Below are 18491 nucleotides of genomic sequence, written 5' to 3' on the forward strand. Positions count from 1 at the left end.
AGCAGGAAGTCGACCGAGATCTGCGCCAGACCAAATTCGGTGAAGTAATTGTAAAGGGTGGTTCCTGCGCCATCCTTCACGATGCCGCGCAGCGCGTTCATCTCCATGTATTCCCGGGTCTGGGCATGTTTGCGGCGCATGAGCAGAAGCTTGCGGTTCATCACCTCGACCAGAGGATCGGCGGCATCGAAGGTCCCGAGGGCAGGTTGACCCTGGATGTCGGCCGGCAGGATCACATCGTCATGCGGGATCCAGGGCAGGGCAAAGCTGCGCATCGCGCGGCCCTCGCGGGTGCCGACGGTGGCCGGACCGCCCAAGGGGACCGAGGGCAAGAGGCTCAGCACGCCCTCGTGCTGTTCGATGATCACTGAGCGCTGGCTGACACCTTCGAAGCGGAAGAGGCCGATCTGGGCGAGGCGGGTGTAGAGATTGGGCAGGATGTTGATCGCCTGCGTCATCTCGGCCAGCGAATAGCCACCGGCGTCAAAGGGATTGCGGATCAGGGTCATGGGAGTACTCCGGGGGACAGGGAGGATCAGACGCCGTCGCGGGCGATGATGCCGAGGTCGGCAAGCTGGGTGATCTTGGCGGTGATCTTGGCGGCATCATCGACACTGCCGTCATAGGCAAGCTCTGCGCGCGAGACGATAGCGGGTCCGCGGGCGACGACGATGCCCGTGGCATCAGCCAGCGTTGCATCGACGGCATAGAGTAGGACGCCGCTGGCGGTCTCGGCCCCATCGCTGCCGGCGGCAGGTGAGAGCGTGTGTTTGCCGCTGGCGGTGATCTTTCCGAGGACGGAGCCGACCGGGTAGGGCATCCCGGCGGCCAGGGTCACCACCTCGCGGGTGTAGTTCGGGTTGAGCTCATATTTGAGGACATCGCCCATGCTGGGCGGTTGCGTCAGAACGGGCATGGTTCAGTCTCCGGGATGTTGGGGAGGGGGTCAGCGCGAGGCGGCGGCGGATTTCCTGGCGGCCGCGATGATGGGGCTTTCCTTTGCACTGGTCGCAGGTGCTGCAGCCACGATGCCCGCGGCATCGCTGCGGGTGGCCAGTTCGGCGAGCACCTTTGCGCGCAGGGCTTCGGGCTTGAGGCCGCGGGCGACGGCGTCAGCGGCGTCGAACTGCACACCGAGCCGTGCCGCCTGGGCACAGACCTGCGCCACTTCCGCGGCCTCTGCGCGGATGGCTTCCGGCGACATCGCCGCCGCTTCCGTCTGCAGCGGGGTGATTGTCGGTGGCGAGGCCGGTTCCGGTGTCGCGTTTGCTGCAACGGCAGCCGGAACATTGGCAGGATCTTCGTGGACAGTGGTCATCATTGGACCCTTTTTGCTGGTGGGATGGGTGCCATGGGGAGCCGCGACAAAGGCGCGGAAGGCGGTGACGGGATCAGCGACCTCGTCCGCGAGACCGGCAAAGACCGCGGCCTCACCGCGGAACACGGCGGCTTCGGTGCTGAGCGCGCTTGCCGTGTCGAGGCGATTGCCACGGCCTTCGGCGACGGTTTTGGCAAAGAGCTGGCGCAGGTCTTCGAGCTCGCCCGCAATCCGGGCACGGACGGCCTCAGGCAGGGGCTGGTAGGGATTGGCATCGACCTTGCGGGCGCCGGCATGGATCAGGGTAACGGCGATGCCCTTCTGATCAAGCGCTCCGCTCATGTCGCTGTGCATGGCGACAACGCCGATGCTGCCGACCGCGCCGGTGCGGGACAGGATGATCCGGTCGGCCTGGGAGGCCAGTGCATAGCCGGCCGAGAGCGCGTGGTCGGCGACAAAAGCCTGAACGGGTTTGACCTGCCGCGCCGCCCGGATGCGGTCGGCGAGATCAAAGGCGCCGGCCACCTCGCCGCCGAAACTGTCGATGTCGAGCGCAATGCCGCGAATGGCGGGGTCCTCGAGCGCCGCCTGAAGCTGGGCCGCGATCCCCTCGTAAGACGTCAACCCCGAGGATTGGCCGATCCAGGCGCCGCGATGGACAAGGGTTCCTGTGATCGCGATCACCGCGATTCCCTCGACCACCGCATAGGGTGGACCGCTGGTGCTGGCCCCGTGGCGGGCGAGGTCGTCACCGAAAAGCGAAGCGCGGGCGGGCAGGGTGACGTCTGCCGGATCCGCCGGTGGCAAGTCCGGCCCTTCGAAGCTGATCTCGCGACCTGTGATGCGGGGACCGAGACCGGCAAGGAAGGCCAGCGCCTTGGCGGGATCGACCATCAGCGGCGTGTTGAAGACACGCTGGGCAATCTGGATGTGATGCATCATCGATCTCCCGCCGGACGCGGTTCCCGGTCCTCGCCGTCATCCTCGTCCTCGCTCCGGTCTTTCGCATTCGCGCCATTGCCGGCGTTCTGATCCTCGTCGCCGGTCTTGCCGGCCGCCTGTGCAGGCGACCCCGGTCTCCGGAAATCCAGACCCAGTTCCGCCTCGCGCTGGCGCTCAGTGGCAATTTCCCGATCGACCTGTTCGGCGTCATAGCCGCGCTCGGCGATGGCTTGCGTGCGGGACTTGAGCCCGGCTTCGATCTGCAGGATTTCCGCCGCCGCATCCTTGGCCGGATCGATCCAGTCCCATTTTGTGGGCAGCCAGTCGCAGGCGAGGTATTGGCGCCGGTCAGCGGCATAGCTCGGCAGGTCGATGGTGCCCGCCAACACGGCCATATCCATCCAGCGCGTCCAGACCGCCCGGCAGAGCTGGTAGACCATCACCGAATGCTGGAAGGCCGAGATGCGGCGGCGAAAGTCGACCAGCGCAATCCGTGTGTTCGAGAAGTTGCCCTTTGCCGTGTCCCCGGTGAGATAGCCATAGGGCACGCCCAGCGCCGCGGCGATCTGCAGGAGCGTCCGGTACTGGAAGGGCTCATAGGTGGATCCGGAATCCGGGGTGGCGGGCGTAGAGACATCCTCGCCGGGATCGAGCCGGACCACCTGACCGGGTTCAACTTCTAGGTCCTCGTCTGCCGGTTCCAGCGCGGTTTCCGGAGCGGGCGAGGTGATAAACATTGCAAACATCGCCGCGGTCTTCTTCCGCTCCAGTTCTGCATCGTCGTAAAGATCGAGGGTGAAGAGCTTCACGATCGCTGCTGCAAAGCGGGAGACACCGCGGAGCTGTCCGGCCTCGACCGGGTCGAGGATGTGGATCACCTCCGAGGCAGGCACCCGAACCGTCTCGCCCACCAGCCCCGGATCGGTCAGATCGCCGGGATGACGGCGCAGGAAGTGATAGGCGACACGGCGCCCGATCCCGTCGAACTCGATACCCTGACGGATCGAGCCGGATCCGGGCATCTGGCGGGTCAGATCGAGAGGCAACATCTCCGAGGGCAGCATCTGCAGCTGCATCGGCACGGTGAGCCCATCTTCCACCCGCCGGCTGCGAATGCGCAGGAAAACCTCGCCCGCCAGGAACACCTCACGCGCCGCCCGGCGCTGGAGCCCGAAGAAGTCCGTGAGCCCCTCGGCATCGGCCTCGTCGGTCCAGGCGAGCCAGAGCTTTTGCAGCTCTTCTTTCTTTGTCGCATCGCTGATCTTCGATGAGGGCTTGATCCCATCGCCCACCACATGGTTGGCAAAGGCATCGACCGCATTGGCGGCATAGCCATTGTTCCTGACCAGCCAGCGGGCCCGGGCGGTGATGGTCTCGCCCGAGGCGGCGATCAGCGTGTTCACATGCGCGCGGCTCGCCCGAAAGCCCCGCATGCGGCGATGGGATTGCGCCGCATCAAACCCGCCGATGATGGCGCCGAGCCGCTGGCGGAAGGCGTCGAAGGCCATGGTTCAGAGCCCCTTTGTTGCCACCGTGCCCCAGCGCCGGCGGCGGGGCGTGGCGGAGGCGGTGGCAATCCGTCCCTCGAGATCGCGAATGGCGGAGGCCAGTTCTGCATCCGATCCATAGGTCACGGTTTTGCCGTCATAGCTGACGCTGCGCAGCCCGGCGTAGCGCGCCTCCTGCAGGGCAGCCAGAAGGGCCACCATCCGGTCGAGATCCATCAATCCCTCATGAAGTTTGGTGTATAGACCCGCCGTTTCCGGCGCGGGGTCACCAGGGTTCCGGCGCGGGGCTGGCCCGGGTCTGTTGGTGTTGTGTCCATCGGGACGGAAACGGGCAGGTGGGTTTCCACACCGGCCTGCGCCTCGAGGCGCCGCCAGGTGGCCTCGTCCCAGCGATCGGCGCCGAGGATCCATGCCGCGGCGCGGGCGTAGACGCGGCAGTCCAGCGCTTCGTTCCGCTCGCGCATTTTCTGCCATTCCTGCCGCGCATAGCCGCGCTTGTTGCGGATGGTCACGAGCTGTTCGGCCACCAGCTGCTTCAGCCATTCAGTGTCGGCCCAGCCAGGCAGGTGAATCGTGCCCGCCGGATCCACGACGCCCAGCGCCCGGTCTTCGTCGCTCGGCCGCTCGATCCGCAGGAAGCGATAGGTCTCGGTCTTGAAGGTGGCCGTCGCCACCGACCAGAGCCGGGCACCGCGGCGCAGGCGGCGGCCGCCCACCGTGGCATCGACGAAGGTTGGGCCCGAGACCGGCGCCGAACGATTGAACCCTTCGAGCCCCTTGAGTGGCGCCACCTGGTCAAAGCCCGCCTTGCGCACCCAGGCATAGACGGCTGCGGCCTCGTAGCCCGTATCGATGCCTAGCCGTGCCACCGTCATATAGGCGCCACCCGCATGTTGCCAGCTGCGTCCCAGCAGGGTGGAGAGCGCGTCCCAGCATTCCGGTTCGTCCGGGCCGCCGGGGATGACAATGTGATCGATGAGCCAGCTTTCCAGCCCCCGGCCCCAGGCCCAGACATCGACCTCGATCCGATCCTTCTGCACATCGGCCCCGGCGGTGAGGAAGAGCCCGCGCGCCGGCACGGTACCGGCTTTCCAGGTCTCTCGGCGATCCGCCAACCGTTGCCATTCCGGCGCATCACCGCTCTCGACCCAGGTCTCGCCCAGAAGCGTGTTGCGCGCGGCGCGGAGCATGTCCTCAGACCCCTGCGCCGCCAGCCAGTCCCGCGCGATGTCAGCCCAGCTTTTCCAGCCCAGCGGCGAATAGAGCGCCGAGAGGTGGAAGCCGATGGCGTTGGGGTCACTCCCGACGGCTGTGGCCCGCCATTCTCCCCGCGCCAGCATCTCGGTCTTGTGATGCTCAGCGATCGGCCGCTCGCAGCCCTCGCAGGTGTAGGTTGCCGTTTCCGGCTGTCCCTTCGCCCAGCGCAACCGCTCGAATTGCAGCCACTGCATCGCCCCACAATGCGGGCAGGGTACGAAGTAGCGCTGCTGGTCACTGGCCTCGAACTCCCGCTCGATCCGGGAAAACCCCCGGATCGTGGGCGTCGAGACGATGAACACCTTGCGCCGGTGCGCGAAGGTGGTGGTGCGGGCCTCGGCCAGGGTGACCGGATCGCCCTCCTCGTCGGCCGAGGCGGGATAGGCATCGACCTCGTCGAGGAAGACATAGCGCGCCGGCATGGAGCGCAGGCCTGTCGCACTGTTCGCGCCGGTGAGCACCAGGATGCCGCCCGGAAACTCCTTCGACAGCATCGAATTGCCGGCATCGCGCGACCGGGCCGGGTTGACCCGCTCGCGCAGCGCCGGGCTGTCGGCGATGAGCGGATCGATCCGGCCGCGCGAGGAGCGCTTGGCCATCTCGACCGTTGGCAGCACTGCCAGCATCGGGCCGGGTGCGTGATGGATGACAAAGCCGATCCAGTTGTTGCCGGCCTCAGTCGCCCCCACTTGTGCGGCCTTCATGAACGAAATCCGTCGCGCCGGATGGCCCGGGCTCAGCGCATCCATGATGGCCCGCAGATAGGGCGTGCGCGCCGTTCGGTACCGCCCCGGCTCGGCCGAGGCGCGGGAACTGAGCCAGCGGTGCTGATCCGCCCATTCCGAGACCGTCAGGTTCGGGTCGGGCCGCATGCCCCGGAACCAAGCGCGCAGGAGGTCCTGGGCGCCGTCGAAGCTAAGGTCGAGGCCTTCGGTCAGGTCGGTGTCGGTCAGATCACCGTCATCCGAGGGAGACCCGGAGATCTGCGAGGGCGTCGAGCTGGTCTCGGACATGGGCTTCCAGCACCCTCTGCAGGATCGCGGTTTCGATCGTGACCGATGCCCCGGTCTGTCGTTCCACCTCCGCCGAGATCTGCGCTGCCATCAGGGCCGCCACCCGTCCGGGCCAGGTGACCCAGACATCCCGCTCCTGCCGCGCGAGGCGAAACACCAGCGTTTCCGCCCGCGCCCGATCGACCAGCGTGCCTTTCTTCTTCTGGATCGCAAGCTGGCGTTCCTGCGCCTGGTAGACCGTCAGCGCCGTGCGCGCCTTCAGATAGGACGAGGTCTCTCCCGGACCGCTGATCAATCCGTCTCCACCCAGGGAGCGGCGTTGTTGGTCAGGGTCAGTCATCTCCGCCCGCCGCGCATCCGAGCCGTTCGCATCGATCGAGCCATCGTCGAAGAGCACCAGCCGCCCGTTCCGGCGGGCCTTCTGCACGCCCCCGCGCGAAAGCCCGGAATGGGCGGCATACTCCCGTTCGCTCATTCCTTGCATGGCCAGAATACTCCGCTCAAACCGATGATATCATTTGGATTTGAGTTGATAGATCGGCGGGACAGAGCGACTCTGATCACAAGGAAACGATGCAACTCACCCAAGGATCACCCTGCCATGACCACGCGCCGCAAGACCAGCTGCAACGACGAGGCCCTGTGCGCCTTCATTGCCGCCAAGGCCGAGATCGATACCATGCTGGAGCGGCTGACAGCCCTCAGCGCCGACCATTTCGAGTTCGATCCGGAGGCCATCAACTGGGGCGCCGTCGGATCGCTCAACTCTGTCGCCGCCGATCTGCGCAAGATCACCGACTTCCTCTTTGGCGAGGGCGAACACGCTGCCTGAGGCACTCAGCGGCGCAACGGCCGCCCCGCTGTCGCGGGGCTTGCCTCCATAGAAGGCGCGTGAGCCGCGCGCCGGAACACCGGAGGTACCAATGTCAAATCTCACCGATACCCAGTCTACCATTCTGTCCCGTGCGGCCGCTCGGTCGGGGAACCTGGCCCTGCCACTGCCTGACGGGCTGCATGGCGCTGCCGCAAAAACAGTCGTCGGCAAGATGATGTCCCGTGGCTGGCTTGAGGAGGTGGACGCCAATCTGCGCCGCGGTGAGCCCCTTTGGCGCGAGACTGGCGATGGGCACGGCACCACGCTGATCGTCACCGAAGCCGGGCTCGCGGCCATAGGGATCGAGCCGGTGGTGGCGGGTGCGGTCGCCCGGGCGCGGAAGGCGAAGGTGGAGCAGGGCGCGACGTCCGAGGTTCCCTCCCGGCCCAAGAGTCGCGCCGGAACAAAGCAGGCGCAGGTTATCGCGTTGTTGCAGCGGCCCGAGGGCGCGACGGTCGCAGAGATTGCCGCTGCGACCTCGTGGCAGTCGCACACGGTGAGGGGGATGATCTCGGGCGCGCTCAAGAAGAAGCTGGGCCTGCCTATCACCGCTGAGAAGGTTGAGGGCAGGGGGATGGTCTATCGCTCGGAAAGCTAGAGCACTTTCTGGATGGCGACGATGGACGCCCAGACACGAAGCGCCAGAATACAGCTTCGGCGCCCAAAGCGATCACGCTCCTTTCTCGGTCTCTAACCTTCAGGCAGTCCTGCTGCCACAAGTGCTTCGGACGCTCTTTCGATTGCTTCTACTGGTGCATACAGCCGCGTAGCTGCGAAGGTTTGACGGTTGTAGTCTGGAGCTGCTTTCATGATTTCTTCAACGATGCTTCGAGCCTGCTCTTTCTGTCCATTCTTCCAATAAGCAGCGCCCAACCATCCAATTCCCAAGATGCTTCGCATCTGCTCTCGCTGACCAAACTCGACGGCTTTTGCGTAGTCGCCCAGGATGAAGTAGATGGATGAAATTTGCATGTTGGTGAAATTGTTTTGCCCCGGAGCAAGTCGCAAGGATGCGTGCAGAATGTCCAGAGCTTCCTCGTACTTCTCCTGACGCACGAGGACATGCATTGCAAAATCTCTCCTGACCAAAATGTCGTGTGGATTCAGCTCATGCGCGCGTTCAAACGCCGACATGGCCTCTGGGACCCGTCGCGCTACCACATTGCAGTAGCCCAGAACCCAGTGAGCGAGATATTCCTGCGCATGCAACGCAACGGCCTTGTCCGCATTCTCAAAACAGGCGGCCAGATCGCTTTCAGCGTCAGGCGAGTAGCCAAACCAGATGCGACCAAAGTGGAAGTATGCAAGTGCAACGTAGCCGCGCGAAAACTGTGGAAAGCGAGATACTAAATCCCTGGCAATCTCGCCATTTGTTTCATTGCCTTCACGGGTATACTTGAAAAATGCCTGGGTGGCCTTTTCGAACAGTTGAAGGGCCGTTAGGTCGTCATTCGAGATCTGCTGAAACCTACGCCGTTCCGCTCTGAATATCCCGCTTTCGCCGCGCCCTCCGACCTCAAGCGCTATGTCACGGATCAATTCGTCCTGAAGCTGGAAAAAATCCTCTATCGGCCGCTCATAGCGTTTGCTCCAGATGAGGTTTCCAACGAGCCCATCGACAAGCTGCACATCGATCCTGAGTGAACTTTCCTTCTTATCAAAGCTCCCCTGAACCAGATAACGGACTCCTAGCCGCTCCGATATTTCTCCCAAAGACAGTTCGGTGTCGCGCAAAGCGAAGCTCGAATTGCTAGCGATTACAAACAGATCGGGAAGAAAGGAAAGTTCGGTGATGAGCGAAGTCACGAACTTGTCCGCAAGGAATTTCGCATCGCCATCTGCGGACAGGTCGCGGAAGGGCAGCACGGTGACCGATGGTTTGTCCGGGAGGTCGAATGCCATCCGTGCTTGGTCGGCAGGTTGGAAATCCGTTTGAGAGGACCACCAGAATGACACTATCCCGACAAACGCAATGGCTGCGGCGGCCATGATCAGGGGTACAGGTTTGGTCCGACGGCGAGCAGGAACCGTCATGCCGATGGACTTGGAGTCGGTCACAACGCGGTAGACACGAACCGGTGTTTCGATGTTCTTGACCTGAACTTCGCCAAGTGCTTCGTAGCCGACGTCCACGTTGGCCTTTAGGTGATCATAGGCAGTGCCTGAAATTGTGATACCGCCAGGCGCCGCCATTGCCTCCAGCCGGGCCGCAATATTGACCCCGTCACCATAAATGTCGCCTTCGTCAACGATCACGTCACCCAGATTGATGCCGATCCGATAACGAATACGCTTTTCCCCCAGCGCTCCACTTTCACGGTTATCCATTGCATGCTGGATTTGCACCGCGCACTGGACTGCATCGACCACACTCGGAAACTCGGCCAAAAGACCATCACCTGTCGTTTTGAAGATCCTGCCTTTGAACTGTTTAATAGCAGGGTCGACCAACTCCTTACGATGTAGTTTTTGTCGTTCGAGCGTTCCGGTCTCATCGACCTCCATGAGACGAGAGTATCCTACGATGTCGGCTACTAAAATTGCGCTGAGACGGCGTTCCATACAGGCAACAATAGATTAAGGAGGCCAACTAAGTCGAGGTTCTGGATAAATCCCGGCTGGCGCGGAAGCCCGCTTCGTCCGCAGTTCCGAAAGTGCATGGATCAGCAAGGAATGTAGCTCACTTGTTTGATCGTCCGGTTTTAACGGCGGCGAAATTCTCGCCGGTGTCTGCTAGCACTGCCTCTTCCCCGGTGAACGATTGCCAACGTTCTATGGCAACATCGACATAGGCCGGGTTCAGTTCGACGCCGAAGCACACTCGGCCTGTCGTTTCGGCAGCGATCAGCGTGGTGCCCGATCCCATGAAGGGCTCGTACACTGCCTGGCCGGGGCTTGAGTTGTTCAGGATCGGCCGGCGCATGCAGTCGACCGGTTTCTGCGTACCGTGTACTGTGTCGGCGTCCTGATCCCGGTTGGCGATCTGCCAGAGGGTGGTCTGTTTGCGATCGCCAGCCCAGTGGCCCTTGCCCTTGGCGCGCACAGCATACCAACAGGGTTCGTGCTGCCAATGATAATCCCCGCGGCTCAATACCAGTCGGTCTTTGGCCCAGATGATCTGTGACCGGATGGCAAAACCCGCCGCTGTCAGGCTCTCGGCCACGGTCGTGGCATGCAGCGCCCCGTGCCAGACATAGGCGACGTCGCCGGGAAACAGCGCCCATGCCTCTTGCCAGTCGGCGCGGTCGTCGTTCAGCACCTTCCCGGTGCGTTTTGTCTTTGCCGCGCCGGCCTGGTTGCGCCAGGAAGGGTCATACTCGACACCATAGGGTGGGTCGGTGACCATCAGAAGTGGTCGTACATCGCCCAGCAGTCGCCCGACCACATCGGCGCTCGTGCTGTCGCCACAGATCAGACGATGCGGCCCGAGCTGCCAGAGATCGCCGGGCACTGACACCGGCGTGACCGGCAACTCAGGCACGTCGTCCTCACCCTCGACCGGGCCATCGCCGCCCAGCGCCTCGGGGTCGCGCAGCAGGGCTTCCAGTTCTTCGTCACAGATGCCGAGAACATCCAGGTCGAAATCCTCGGCCAGCAGTCCGGCGATTTCGTCGCGCAACAGGGCCTCGTCCCAATCGCCGAGTTCGGTCAGCTTGTTGTCTGCGATCCGGTAGGCCCGGCGCTCGGCCTCGTCCAGGTGGCTGAGCCGGATCACGGGCACCTCGGTCAGCCCGAGCATTGTGGCCGCCAGCACCCGACCGTGGCCCGCGATCAGTTCACCATCTTCGGCCACCATGCAGGGCACCGTCCAGCCGAACCTGGCCATGCTGGCGGCGATCTTCGCCACCTGGTCCTCGCCGTGTATCTTGGCATTGCGGGCATAAGGGCGCAGCCGCTCGATCGGCCAGGTTTCGATCTGGCTCGGCGCGAAGACGAGGTCCATGGGGCAGGTCTCGGATGTAGGGGAAAACGAAAGCGCCCGCGAGGGGTGTCCTCCGGGCGCTATTCTTCGATGATCAATGGGTAGGTCAAGGGGGGCAGCTTTGTCAATCTGAAAAGTGAAGTGGATTCAAAGCCTTCCCAGAAGGGTGGCTTCCGGCCGGGGTGGATTCCAGGTGGATTCCCCGGTGAGGAATCCAGTCGCTAGCAAACCTCTGCGCTGAGCCCCCCCGCATAGGTTTGGCGCCAGGGAGGAACCATGGGAGGGGGGTGGCGTTTGCTTCACAGCAGACCTTCGTGCATTTTGTAGCTAACAGCCGGAACAAGCCCGGAGCGGCCTCTCAATGAGACCTTGGTGGCTGTTGGTCGGCCTCAAAACAAGGCCCTCTGACAAGACCTGAGGCGGGCTGGTCGCTGAGGCAAACGCACAAAATGCAGTTTTAATGCTCCAATCAAGCGAAGATGCCTGGGTCGATCCTGTCCACGGACGTGATTACATCAGCTGGAATGTTCAATCTCTTCGCTGCCCGGCGCAAGCTCTCCTCGTCGGGGGCTTCATACAGGCAATACGTCTTTCGTTTGTCGGCGCTGAGAAAGGAAAAAATCCATTCAATGCCTTCTTCGTCGTTGATCGACTTGATATGCTTCTTTGCTTCGTCGTCGACTTCCAGCTTTTCCGCAAAGTTTCTTTCAATAATGAATCTCGGCATCTCATCCTCGCAATACGGGGAATTCGTTTTCAGATTGTCGTGGCTTCCAGCTTGGCCCTTAACTTGACCATATCGAGTTTTTTGGCTACTGCCAACGCTTCGGCCTCAAGTTGCAGGGCGCGCTCCATGTCCTTTTTCCTCCCGCGTCGCCGCAGCGCAGTTGAATAGGCCGCCTTGCTGTGTGCGATCCAAGGCAATGCGTTCATCTTGGCATCGATCTCGATGGCAGTTTCGAACATGTGGTCGGACGCATCCCAATCCCCCAGTAGCCCCGCCAGACTGCCCAACCGCCGCGAAGCTGCCCCGGCACAAACTGTCGTGGCGCCTGCGGTAATGGTCAGCTTCTCATAGGGCATCAGTTTTTCGTAGACTGTCTTTGCGTGCTCCTCGTGTCCCACCGCCACGCAAATATCTGCCAGATAAGAAAGCGTGGTGGAGTAAAGCGCGTCCTTGGGCAGTTCGAAGCCTGTTTCGGCCAGTTCGTTCAGGATGCGCTCGGCGGCGTCCCTGAAGCCCAGTTCCACTGCGATCACTGCGAAGCCGGGTTGCCATGTCGTGTCTTCGGGGCTCTCCGACATCAGGCGCTTGATTACCGGGGCCACTTCCTGAAGGCGGTTCTGCTCCCGCCGAATTGTGAACATCTGGACTCCGTAAACGCCTTCGACATGTTCCCCATGGGTCCGGCGGCCGATCTTGACCGCTTCGTTCGCGTATCTTTCGGCCAGTTCGAAATCCCCTTCCAGGATCGCGATCATCGCACGGGCGTGAACCTGCACCCAGTAAAGCTGGAGGTGGTTTTCCTTCTTTGAAATATCGGTCAGCATGTCCAGCGAATGATCCATCAGCTGGCGGTCGGCCATTTCGGCCCCTAGAAACAGGCTGAGCGTCCGGTCCCGGCCCTGATCTATAGTACCCAGCTTCTCGGCGACGCTGTGCATAGCCTGAAGGTTCTCGCGCCAATGGTCCCGCTCATCCTTGCTGCGCGCAATGAACGGAGCTCCGAAGCGTGACATCATGACCGAGAACTGGGCCTTGTGGTCGCCAAGCTTGGCGGCCAACTCCATGGCTTCTCGCCCGAAGGCGCTGCTCTTTTCGTATTGCCCCGTGAACGTGTAGGCGCGCGCAAGCTGGCTTTTCAGCCCGGCCCGGCGTTTTTCGTCCTGTTCCGAAAGGTCCTCCAGGGCCTGATTGCAGAACAGGATCGCCTTGGCATGCCAGTCGCTGGCCATCATGGCTGCATCGGCAAAGTGGTTCGCCGCGTCCGCGGCAAGTTCGGCATCGCCAATCTTGCGTGCGGCATTCCACGCTTCCTCGAGGATCGCAATACAGTCGGGCAGGCGACCGGCGCTGTCATAGCTTCGGCCGATCAATATCTTTGCGGCGATGACAGCCTTAGATTCTTCGCCGCCCAAATGGCGGGCGGCCTTTTGGGTTTCGTTGGCGTTCGAGATTGCCTCGCGGCTGGCCGAACGGGCCAGTGCCAGTTCGGTCGCGGAGCGCCATCGCCGAAAAGCTGCGGGCCAGTCTTCGGCCTCGGTCAGGTGGCGGGCGACCAGTTCAGGCTGCCGGGCGATTTCTGCCGACCTCAAATCGTTCAGGGCTTCGGCAACGCGCGCGTGCTGCTGCCGTCGCGTCGATGCCAGCATCGACTGATAGGCCGTGTCGCGTATCAGGGCGTGGCGAAAGACGTATTTCCCCCGGCTGTGACCGCTTTCGAAGATGAGCCCGGCCTTGCGCAACTCATCCAGACAGGCGGGTATGTCGATCCCGCTTCCCGTCATGGAGGCGGTCAGAAGGGCCGGCTCGAACTCGCGACCGATCACTGCCCCGGCGAGAGCCACCTGTTTCGCGTTCTGCGACACCGCGTCGAGGCGCGCCATCAGCGTCCCTTTCAGCGAGGACGGAACACTTATCTTGCCCCGCGCGCCTGACGCCCCGATGGCCCGGGTCAGTTCCTCGACGAAAAGCGGTATGCCATCGGTCTGCTGGACGATCAAGTCGATCAGGTCCCGGTCGGGTTCCTGCCCTGACACGTTCCGTACCAGTTCTGCGACGTGATCGGCATCGAACCGGCGTAGTTGCAGGGTTTGGACATGCAGATCGCCTTCGGATTGAGCAAGCGCCCAGTCTGGCCGATGGGTGACAAGGATCATCAACGGCAGATCGGCGCAGATATCTTTGAAGCGGTCGAGCAGCGCGTTGGTCGAAGGATCGATCCAGTGCGCGTCTTCAACGAACAGGATGACCGGCCGCACGCCGGCCCGGACTTTCACGGTGTTGATCAAGGTCTGGATGGTGAGGTCCCGCTGTTCTTGCGGCGACATCGCCAGCACCTTTTGTGCGACCTCGCTGCGAGGCGCCACCAATGCCGCGAATACGGGCAACACATTTCGCCAGTCCAGTCCTTGCCTTGCTTCGAGCATTGCCCTCACGTATTCCAGAATGCGGTCATCGTCGAAATCGGGTGCGACACCAGCATCCTGCGAGATGCGGTCCGTGACCGGGTGGAATGGGCTGCCGGTAAGGTAGGGGGAACAGTTCAGCCGGATGATATCAGCATGTCCCGCCACTGCGTCGTCGGCCAGGAATTCCTCAGTGATCCGCGATTTCCCGATACCGGCCTCGCCACAAAGCAGGACGACTTCGCCCTTGCCGCGTTTCGCGTGTTGCCATGCCTGCTTGAGGATTCCCTTTTCAAGCGTGCGGCCCACGAGGACGCTGGACAAGTCTTCGCCGTGAGCCGCGCGAAAGCGGCTTTCTGCGCTGCGCTCGGCCCGCACCTGGAACAGTTTGCGCGGGGCCTCGAACCCTTTCAGATGCACCTCTCCAAGCGATGAGAACTCGAATATCCGGTGCAGCGAAGCTTCCGTTCCCTCTTCAGGCAACACGATGCTGTTAGGCGTCGCATGTTCCTGAATGCGCGAGGCCAGGTTCAGGATTGGCCCTGTCATGGCACCTTCTTCATAAGTGTTCTCGCCGATCGTGTCGCCAACCACGACTTCGCCACTGGCCACGCCGATGCGAACGTACAAGGGGCTGCCATCCGGTGCCCTCTGTTGGCTCACGCGCTCCACCGCATCGAGCCCAGCCTTAATCGCACGCACCGCATGGTCTTCATAAGCTCGTGGCCAGCCGAAAAAGACAAGCAGCCCGTCGCCCAGATATTTCGCGACATACCCGCCATATCGGCTTACCGCCCCGGCCACACCGTCCTGATATCGCTGAAGCAAGGCGCGCATGTCCTCGGGATCGAAGCGGTTCGTCAGTTCGGTCGACCCCACCAGATCTGCAAACAGAACGGTGAGATGGCGGCGCTCGGCGGCAGCTACGGTGGACGATTTTGCGTCGGGTGCATCGCCGTTGTCGGGCGCAGTAGCAGGCGTCGAAAGCCCGTGTTCTTCCGCTTTCGGGTCTATGGCGGCCGTCCCGGGATCGGCCGCAGCCTCTGCACGGTCGTGCGACATGTCCTGGATTGCAGCAAGGATCAGTTTTCGGTGCCCGAGGCTGACACCGAGTTCTTTGAGGTCTTGGTCGCACAGAAGCGGCAAGACCCTGCCGTCAACATCGTTCTCGCGGAACGTATCAACATACCGGCCCAGATCCAGTCCGCTCAACCATGTGTCGATTTCAACGTCCATGCGAAATACCATGCTGATTTCGGGAATGCCGATCAAGGTGGTTACCTTCGATTGCGACCCCTCTCTCTTCGCCGATGTCTTGAACCTCGCTTTGCATCGGCTGCAGCATGCAGGAAGCCCGAAGTTTCCTTCTCCGGACTTCCATCATTGAAAAACGCTCCCTATTCCGCCGCTTTTGCGCTGTCTGCCGGGCGAATGTTGTGATTGCAGCGGAAGAAGTTGTCCGGATCGTATTTGGCCTTTATTTCGGACAACCGCCGCATGTTCGTCCCGTAGACATTGTCGACACGGTCGACTTCATCTTCCGGCATGAAGTTCACGTAAGCACTCCCCGTTGAGAACGGTTTCATGTCGTCGAACAACTTGCGCGCCCAACCGATGCAGGTGTCGTCCATTTCTGCGGTGCTCCATCGCGTGTGCACGTTCATTATGAAGTGCGCCGAACGTTCTGGATAAGCCGTATCGCCGACTGGAACACGGGCCATGGCGCCGCCGACATGCGCGATGAAGACTTCAGACTGAGGGTCAGGCAGGTTGCCGATTGCGGCGACAAGAGTATCGATCGCCTTTTTAGGCAGCCCCGCGAAGTCATGGCTTTTCCAGTAGTTCCGCTCGCCTGGGGTCAGGAGGGGGTCGAAAGCCGCCTGCCAGCCGACGAATGGATGCGGGCCGATAACGTCGACAATGGGGTCGCCCAGCGCGCGCAGGTCGGCCATGGCCTTCTCTCCCTTGGCCATATCACCGGCATAGCAAGCTGCAAAAATCAGAACCTCTTTGCCATGCCATTCTTCCGGCAGGAAAGGCAGAGGCGGCGCCTTTCGCATAACTGTCCAGACTGTCAGTGCATCATCCGCGGCCTGGGTGATCGACGTCAGTTTCTCCAGAAGACCAGGTGCGTCCGCGATCGGATGAACAATTAGCCCCGACATCACCTCTGGCCCAAGAGCGTGCAGCTGGAAATGAAAGGCCGTCACAACGCCGAAATTGCCACCACCGCCCTTTAGCGCCCAGAACAGATCAGCGTGCTGGTCGTTGCTGCACGTCACGATCCCGCCATCCGCGGTCACGACTTCCGCCGACATAAGATTGTCGATCGTCATGCCAAACCTGCGCGTCGTCCAACCGAACCCGCCTCCCAGGGTCAGCCCAGCGATGCCGGTCGTGGAGTTGATGCCCAGTGGAACGATCAGACCATGTGCCTGCGTTTCACGGTCGACATCACCCAGAAGCGCGCCTGGTTCGACCCTTGCGGTCCTGGCATCCGGGTCCACGCTGACGGATGTCATGCCCGAGAGATCCAGCAAAACAGCGCCATCCACGACCGCATGCCCGGCGATCTGGTGTCCACCGGACCGTATCGACATCATCAGGTTGTGCTTGCGCGCGAACCTGACCGCCTGTTGCACATCGCTGGCTCCCTTGGCGTGTATGACCAGCGCTGGCTTGCGATCAACCATCGCATTCCAGATGACCCGGGCTTTTTCATAGCCGGACGTTCCGGGTTGAAAAACATTGCCACGCAGCGACGCATCCAAGTTGGCAATCAGCTCGTCTTCAACTGATACGGAACCACTATCCAGAGCGTTGATCTTGGTCATCCTTTTTTCCTCCACCTACAAGGCGACAGAACCGCGCCTCTAACCGACCTTAACACTTTGCATCATTTTTCACTGTGAACTTGCTTACAGTTAGAGCTTCGCTGTCCAGGTATCGTAACTCTTGGGGTCAACACTTTTCGGAATCTTGTCCGAGAAACCCGGCTTGAGAAGGCGCGGGGTGCTGCCGGTCACATCCGCACGCATCTCAATCCAGGTCGAGCCCATCGCCGGGTTGCAGCACCTGTCGCACCTGTCCTGCATCAACTGACTGATCACTGACACAGGCGAGGAGCTCGTCAGAGCAGCAGCACTGCCCGCCTGAAGCCAAGTCAATCTGATAGACCCGCCCGAATTCATCAAGGCGATCCTGGACGGGAGGCAAGACCTGGAGGCGTTGCAGCCCACTGCGGTTTTGGCCGCGCCGCTGGCGCTGGTGCCGGGCGCGAAGAAAAGCTGCTTACTGGCATTTCCACTCGTCACCTGTGGTTCCACGGCCTTACCTTCGGCATCGCCTCCGTCACCTCGACCGTGCGCAACATACCCCCTTCGATTAGCCCGTCCCGGACCCAGCCCAGCGCCTGCCACCAATCCTCGTAGGCCCGACGCGCGGCCTCGATCTGGTGGGGGTGCGGGACGTAGGTGACCGGGCAGGCCAGCACATCCACCGTCCGCCATTTGCCGCGGGACAGAACGCGCTCGGTCCCGACTACCACCGTTGTCGCCCGCTCCCCATGCTGATTGCGCTTCACCTCCACCGGGACGCAACGCGGGACAGCACCAGGCATCCAGTCGGGCGACAGTCCGGCCCGTGCCAGTTCTGCCACGCGGATGGCCATGCGCTTGCCGCCGAGACTGTCCGGGAGCCCGGCCACAGTTGCCGCGATCACCTCCGCATCCTCGTGTGTGTAGGTTCCGATCTTGTGCTGACCGCCGTCGATCTTGCAGCCCAGCGCGGCGCGTTGCAGCAGGACATATTCGAGGCCGAAACCAAAGCCCTCTTCGTCCGGATCCTGTGGTACCGGCAGCTCGAGCTGTGCCTTCTCGACCCGGAAGGCCCATTCCAGCGCGGCCTGCACGCCCAGCGCCCGTTTGACCCTCGTGCCGCCCGTGCGGTTGATCCGTCCCTGAACGCTCATGGGTTTTGTCCCTCGATATTGGTCATTCACAGAACCCCGCGTTCCCGCATCCGGTCCGAGGTCACCAGTCCCCGAGCCAGTATCGCGTTGCGCATGGTGTTGCTGATGGCGCAGGCCGGCAGGTGGCTGTCCGAGTTCACCCAGGCCGCATAGAAGGCCGGCACATCGGCGCTGGGCGTTGCCGCTGGTGTCGACGTTCGAGATATGAGCTTCCGGCGTTTCCGCCCGGCCTCGTCCGCCTTGCGCTGGGCGGCGCGCTGCATGGCGCGGTCGAGCGCCTTCGGCCCATCGGGTGGTTCGGGATGGTCCTGGCGGGTGGCCTGGGCCGTGGCGATGATCTCTGCCTCGGTGAGGCCGAACGCGTCGCGCCAGCGCTGGACGTGTTGCCGGGGCGGCCAGCCCTGCCACCAGCCGGGCAGGGCGGCAGGGTCGAGGCCCAGCGCCTGGAGCAGGTCCCCAAAAAACTGATCAAAGACCGCCTCGCGCGCTTGCGCGCCCTCCTCCTCCTTTACTGGTTTACTTAGTGGTTCTCTTACAAGGTTAGTGTCCGGAATTCGG

General features: G+C 62.3%; 15 protein-coding genes and 1 pseudogene. 2 read left to right on the top strand and 14 right to left on the bottom strand.

Annotation, left to right across the window (positions count from 1 at the left end; all coding sequences use genetic code 11):
* The 7 genes from MB818_RS21090 to MB818_RS21120 form a co-directional block, all read right to left on the bottom strand.
* Positions 1-509 (bottom strand): major capsid protein (locus MB818_RS21090; RefSeq protein ID WP_238906339.1); only part of this gene is annotated, 509 nt, incomplete at its 3' end.
* A 26-nt stretch (positions 510-535) separates the two neighbouring features.
* Entirely contained in the window at positions 536-916 is a 381-nt protein-coding gene (locus tag MB818_RS21095) for a head decoration protein (protein WP_238906341.1), read from the bottom strand.
* A 30-nt stretch (positions 917-946) separates the two neighbouring features.
* On the bottom strand, positions 947-2257 hold the full coding sequence (locus tag MB818_RS21100; RefSeq protein ID WP_238906342.1) for a S49 family peptidase: 1311 nt from the start codon (positions 2255-2257) through the stop codon (positions 947-949).
* Positions 2257-3768: a phage portal protein gene (locus MB818_RS21105; protein WP_238906343.1), complete on the bottom strand. Its 1512-nt coding sequence runs from the start codon at positions 3766-3768 to the stop codon at positions 2257-2259. Before MB818_RS21105 ends, MB818_RS21100 begins: the two co-directional genes overlap by 1 nt.
* Positions 3769-3771: 3 nt before the next feature.
* Positions 3772-3984: a phage head-tail joining protein gene (locus MB818_RS21110; protein ID WP_234163916.1), complete on the bottom strand. Its 213-nt coding sequence runs from the start codon at positions 3982-3984 to the stop codon at positions 3772-3774.
* Positions 3984-6038 carry a phage terminase large subunit family protein gene (locus tag MB818_RS21115; RefSeq protein ID WP_238906344.1) on the bottom strand — a complete coding sequence of 685 codons (2055 nt, stop codon included), beginning with the start codon at positions 6036-6038 and terminating at the stop codon, positions 3984-3986. The genes MB818_RS21110 and MB818_RS21115 overlap by 1 nt, the downstream gene beginning before the upstream one ends.
* Positions 5986-6522, bottom strand: coding sequence for a hypothetical protein (locus tag MB818_RS21120; protein WP_238906345.1), 537 nt, complete (start codon positions 6520-6522; stop codon positions 5986-5988). Before MB818_RS21120 ends, MB818_RS21115 begins: the two co-directional genes overlap by 53 nt.
* A 117-nt stretch (positions 6523-6639) precedes the next feature.
* Here MB818_RS21120 and MB818_RS21125 point away from each other — a divergent pair, with 117 nt between their 5' ends.
* Together MB818_RS21125 and MB818_RS21130 are read left to right on the top strand one after the other, a co-directional pair.
* Positions 6640-6870, top strand: a complete 231-nt coding sequence (locus MB818_RS21125) for a hypothetical protein (protein ID WP_238906346.1) — start codon at positions 6640-6642, stop codon at positions 6868-6870.
* Between the two features lie 91 nt (positions 6871-6961).
* Complete coding sequence (locus MB818_RS21130; protein ID WP_238906348.1) at positions 6962-7510, top strand: DUF3489 domain-containing protein; 549 nt, start codon at positions 6962-6964, stop codon at positions 7508-7510.
* A gap of 92 nt (positions 7511-7602) precedes the next feature.
* Here the strand turns inward: MB818_RS21130 and MB818_RS21135 are convergent, their stop codons facing one another.
* From MB818_RS21135 to MB818_RS21165, 7 genes and pseudogenes are all read right to left on the bottom strand, one after another.
* Complete coding sequence (locus tag MB818_RS21135; protein ID WP_255700213.1) at positions 7603-9474, bottom strand: adenylate/guanylate cyclase domain-containing protein; 1872 nt, start codon at positions 9472-9474, stop codon at positions 7603-7605.
* 118 nt (positions 9475-9592) lie between these two features.
* Positions 9593-10855, bottom strand: a complete 1263-nt coding sequence (locus MB818_RS21140; RefSeq protein ID WP_238906352.1) for a DNA methyltransferase — start codon at positions 10853-10855, stop codon at positions 9593-9595.
* A gap of 448 nt (positions 10856-11303) precedes the next feature.
* Positions 11304-11561, bottom strand: a complete 258-nt coding sequence (locus tag MB818_RS21145) for a DUF4242 domain-containing protein (protein ID WP_238906354.1) — start codon at positions 11559-11561, stop codon at positions 11304-11306.
* Between the two features lie 29 nt (positions 11562-11590).
* Positions 11591-15235 carry an adenylate/guanylate cyclase domain-containing protein gene (locus MB818_RS21150; protein ID WP_238906356.1) on the bottom strand — a complete coding sequence of 1215 codons (3645 nt, stop codon included), beginning with the start codon at positions 15233-15235 and terminating at the stop codon, positions 11591-11593.
* Positions 15236-15360: 125 nt separating this feature from the next.
* Positions 15361-16797, bottom strand: coding sequence for an FAD-binding oxidoreductase (locus MB818_RS21155; protein WP_238906358.1), 1437 nt, complete (start codon positions 16795-16797; stop codon positions 15361-15363).
* 476 nt (positions 16798-17273) lie between these two features.
* Complete coding sequence (locus tag MB818_RS21160) at positions 17274-17933, bottom strand: hypothetical protein (protein ID WP_238906360.1); 660 nt, start codon at positions 17931-17933, stop codon at positions 17274-17276.
* A gap of 26 nt (positions 17934-17959) precedes the next feature.
* Positions 17960-18491: pseudogene (locus MB818_RS21165) on the bottom strand (helix-turn-helix domain-containing protein); the annotation flags it as partial.

It is taken from the genome of Ruegeria alba, from assembly GCF_022321465.1.
In the GTDB taxonomy this organism is placed as follows: domain Bacteria; phylum Pseudomonadota; class Alphaproteobacteria; order Rhodobacterales; family Rhodobacteraceae; genus Ruegeria_B; species Ruegeria_B alba.

Excerpts from the sequence above, each read along its gene's own strand:
- MB818_RS21095 (WP_238906341.1), bottom strand. The coding sequence starts at position 916 with ATGCCCGTTCTGACGCAACCGCCCAGCATGGGCGATGTCCTCAAATAT.
- MB818_RS21100 (WP_238906342.1), bottom strand. The coding sequence starts at position 2,257 with ATGCATCACATCCAGATTGCCCAGCGTGTCTTCAACACGCCGCTGATG.
- MB818_RS21105 (WP_238906343.1), bottom strand. The coding sequence starts at position 3,768 with ATGGCCTTCGACGCCTTCCGCCAGCGGCTCGGCGCCATCATCGGCGGG.
- MB818_RS21110 (WP_234163916.1), bottom strand. The coding sequence starts at position 3,984 with ATGGATCTCGACCGGATGGTGGCCCTTCTGGCTGCCCTGCAGGAGGCG.
- MB818_RS21115 (WP_238906344.1), bottom strand. The coding sequence starts at position 6,038 with ATGTCCGAGACCAGCTCGACGCCCTCGCAGATCTCCGGGTCTCCCTCG.
- MB818_RS21120 (WP_238906345.1), bottom strand. The coding sequence starts at position 6,522 with ATGCAAGGAATGAGCGAACGGGAGTATGCCGCCCATTCCGGGCTTTCG.
- MB818_RS21125 (WP_238906346.1), top strand. The coding sequence starts at position 6,640 with ATGACCACGCGCCGCAAGACCAGCTGCAACGACGAGGCCCTGTGCGCC.
- MB818_RS21130 (WP_238906348.1), top strand. The coding sequence starts at position 6,962 with ATGTCAAATCTCACCGATACCCAGTCTACCATTCTGTCCCGTGCGGCC.
- MB818_RS21135 (WP_255700213.1), bottom strand. The coding sequence starts at position 9,474 with ATGGAACGCCGTCTCAGCGCAATTTTAGTAGCCGACATCGTAGGATAC.
- MB818_RS21140 (WP_238906352.1), bottom strand. The coding sequence starts at position 10,855 with ATGGACCTCGTCTTCGCGCCGAGCCAGATCGAAACCTGGCCGATCGAG.
- MB818_RS21145 (WP_238906354.1), bottom strand. The coding sequence starts at position 11,561 with ATGCCGAGATTCATTATTGAAAGAAACTTTGCGGAAAAGCTGGAAGTC.
- MB818_RS21155 (WP_238906358.1), bottom strand. The coding sequence starts at position 16,797 with ATGACCAAGATCAACGCTCTGGATAGTGGTTCCGTATCAGTTGAAGAC.
- MB818_RS21160 (WP_238906360.1), bottom strand. The coding sequence starts at position 17,933 with ATGAGCGTTCAGGGACGGATCAACCGCACGGGCGGCACGAGGGTCAAA.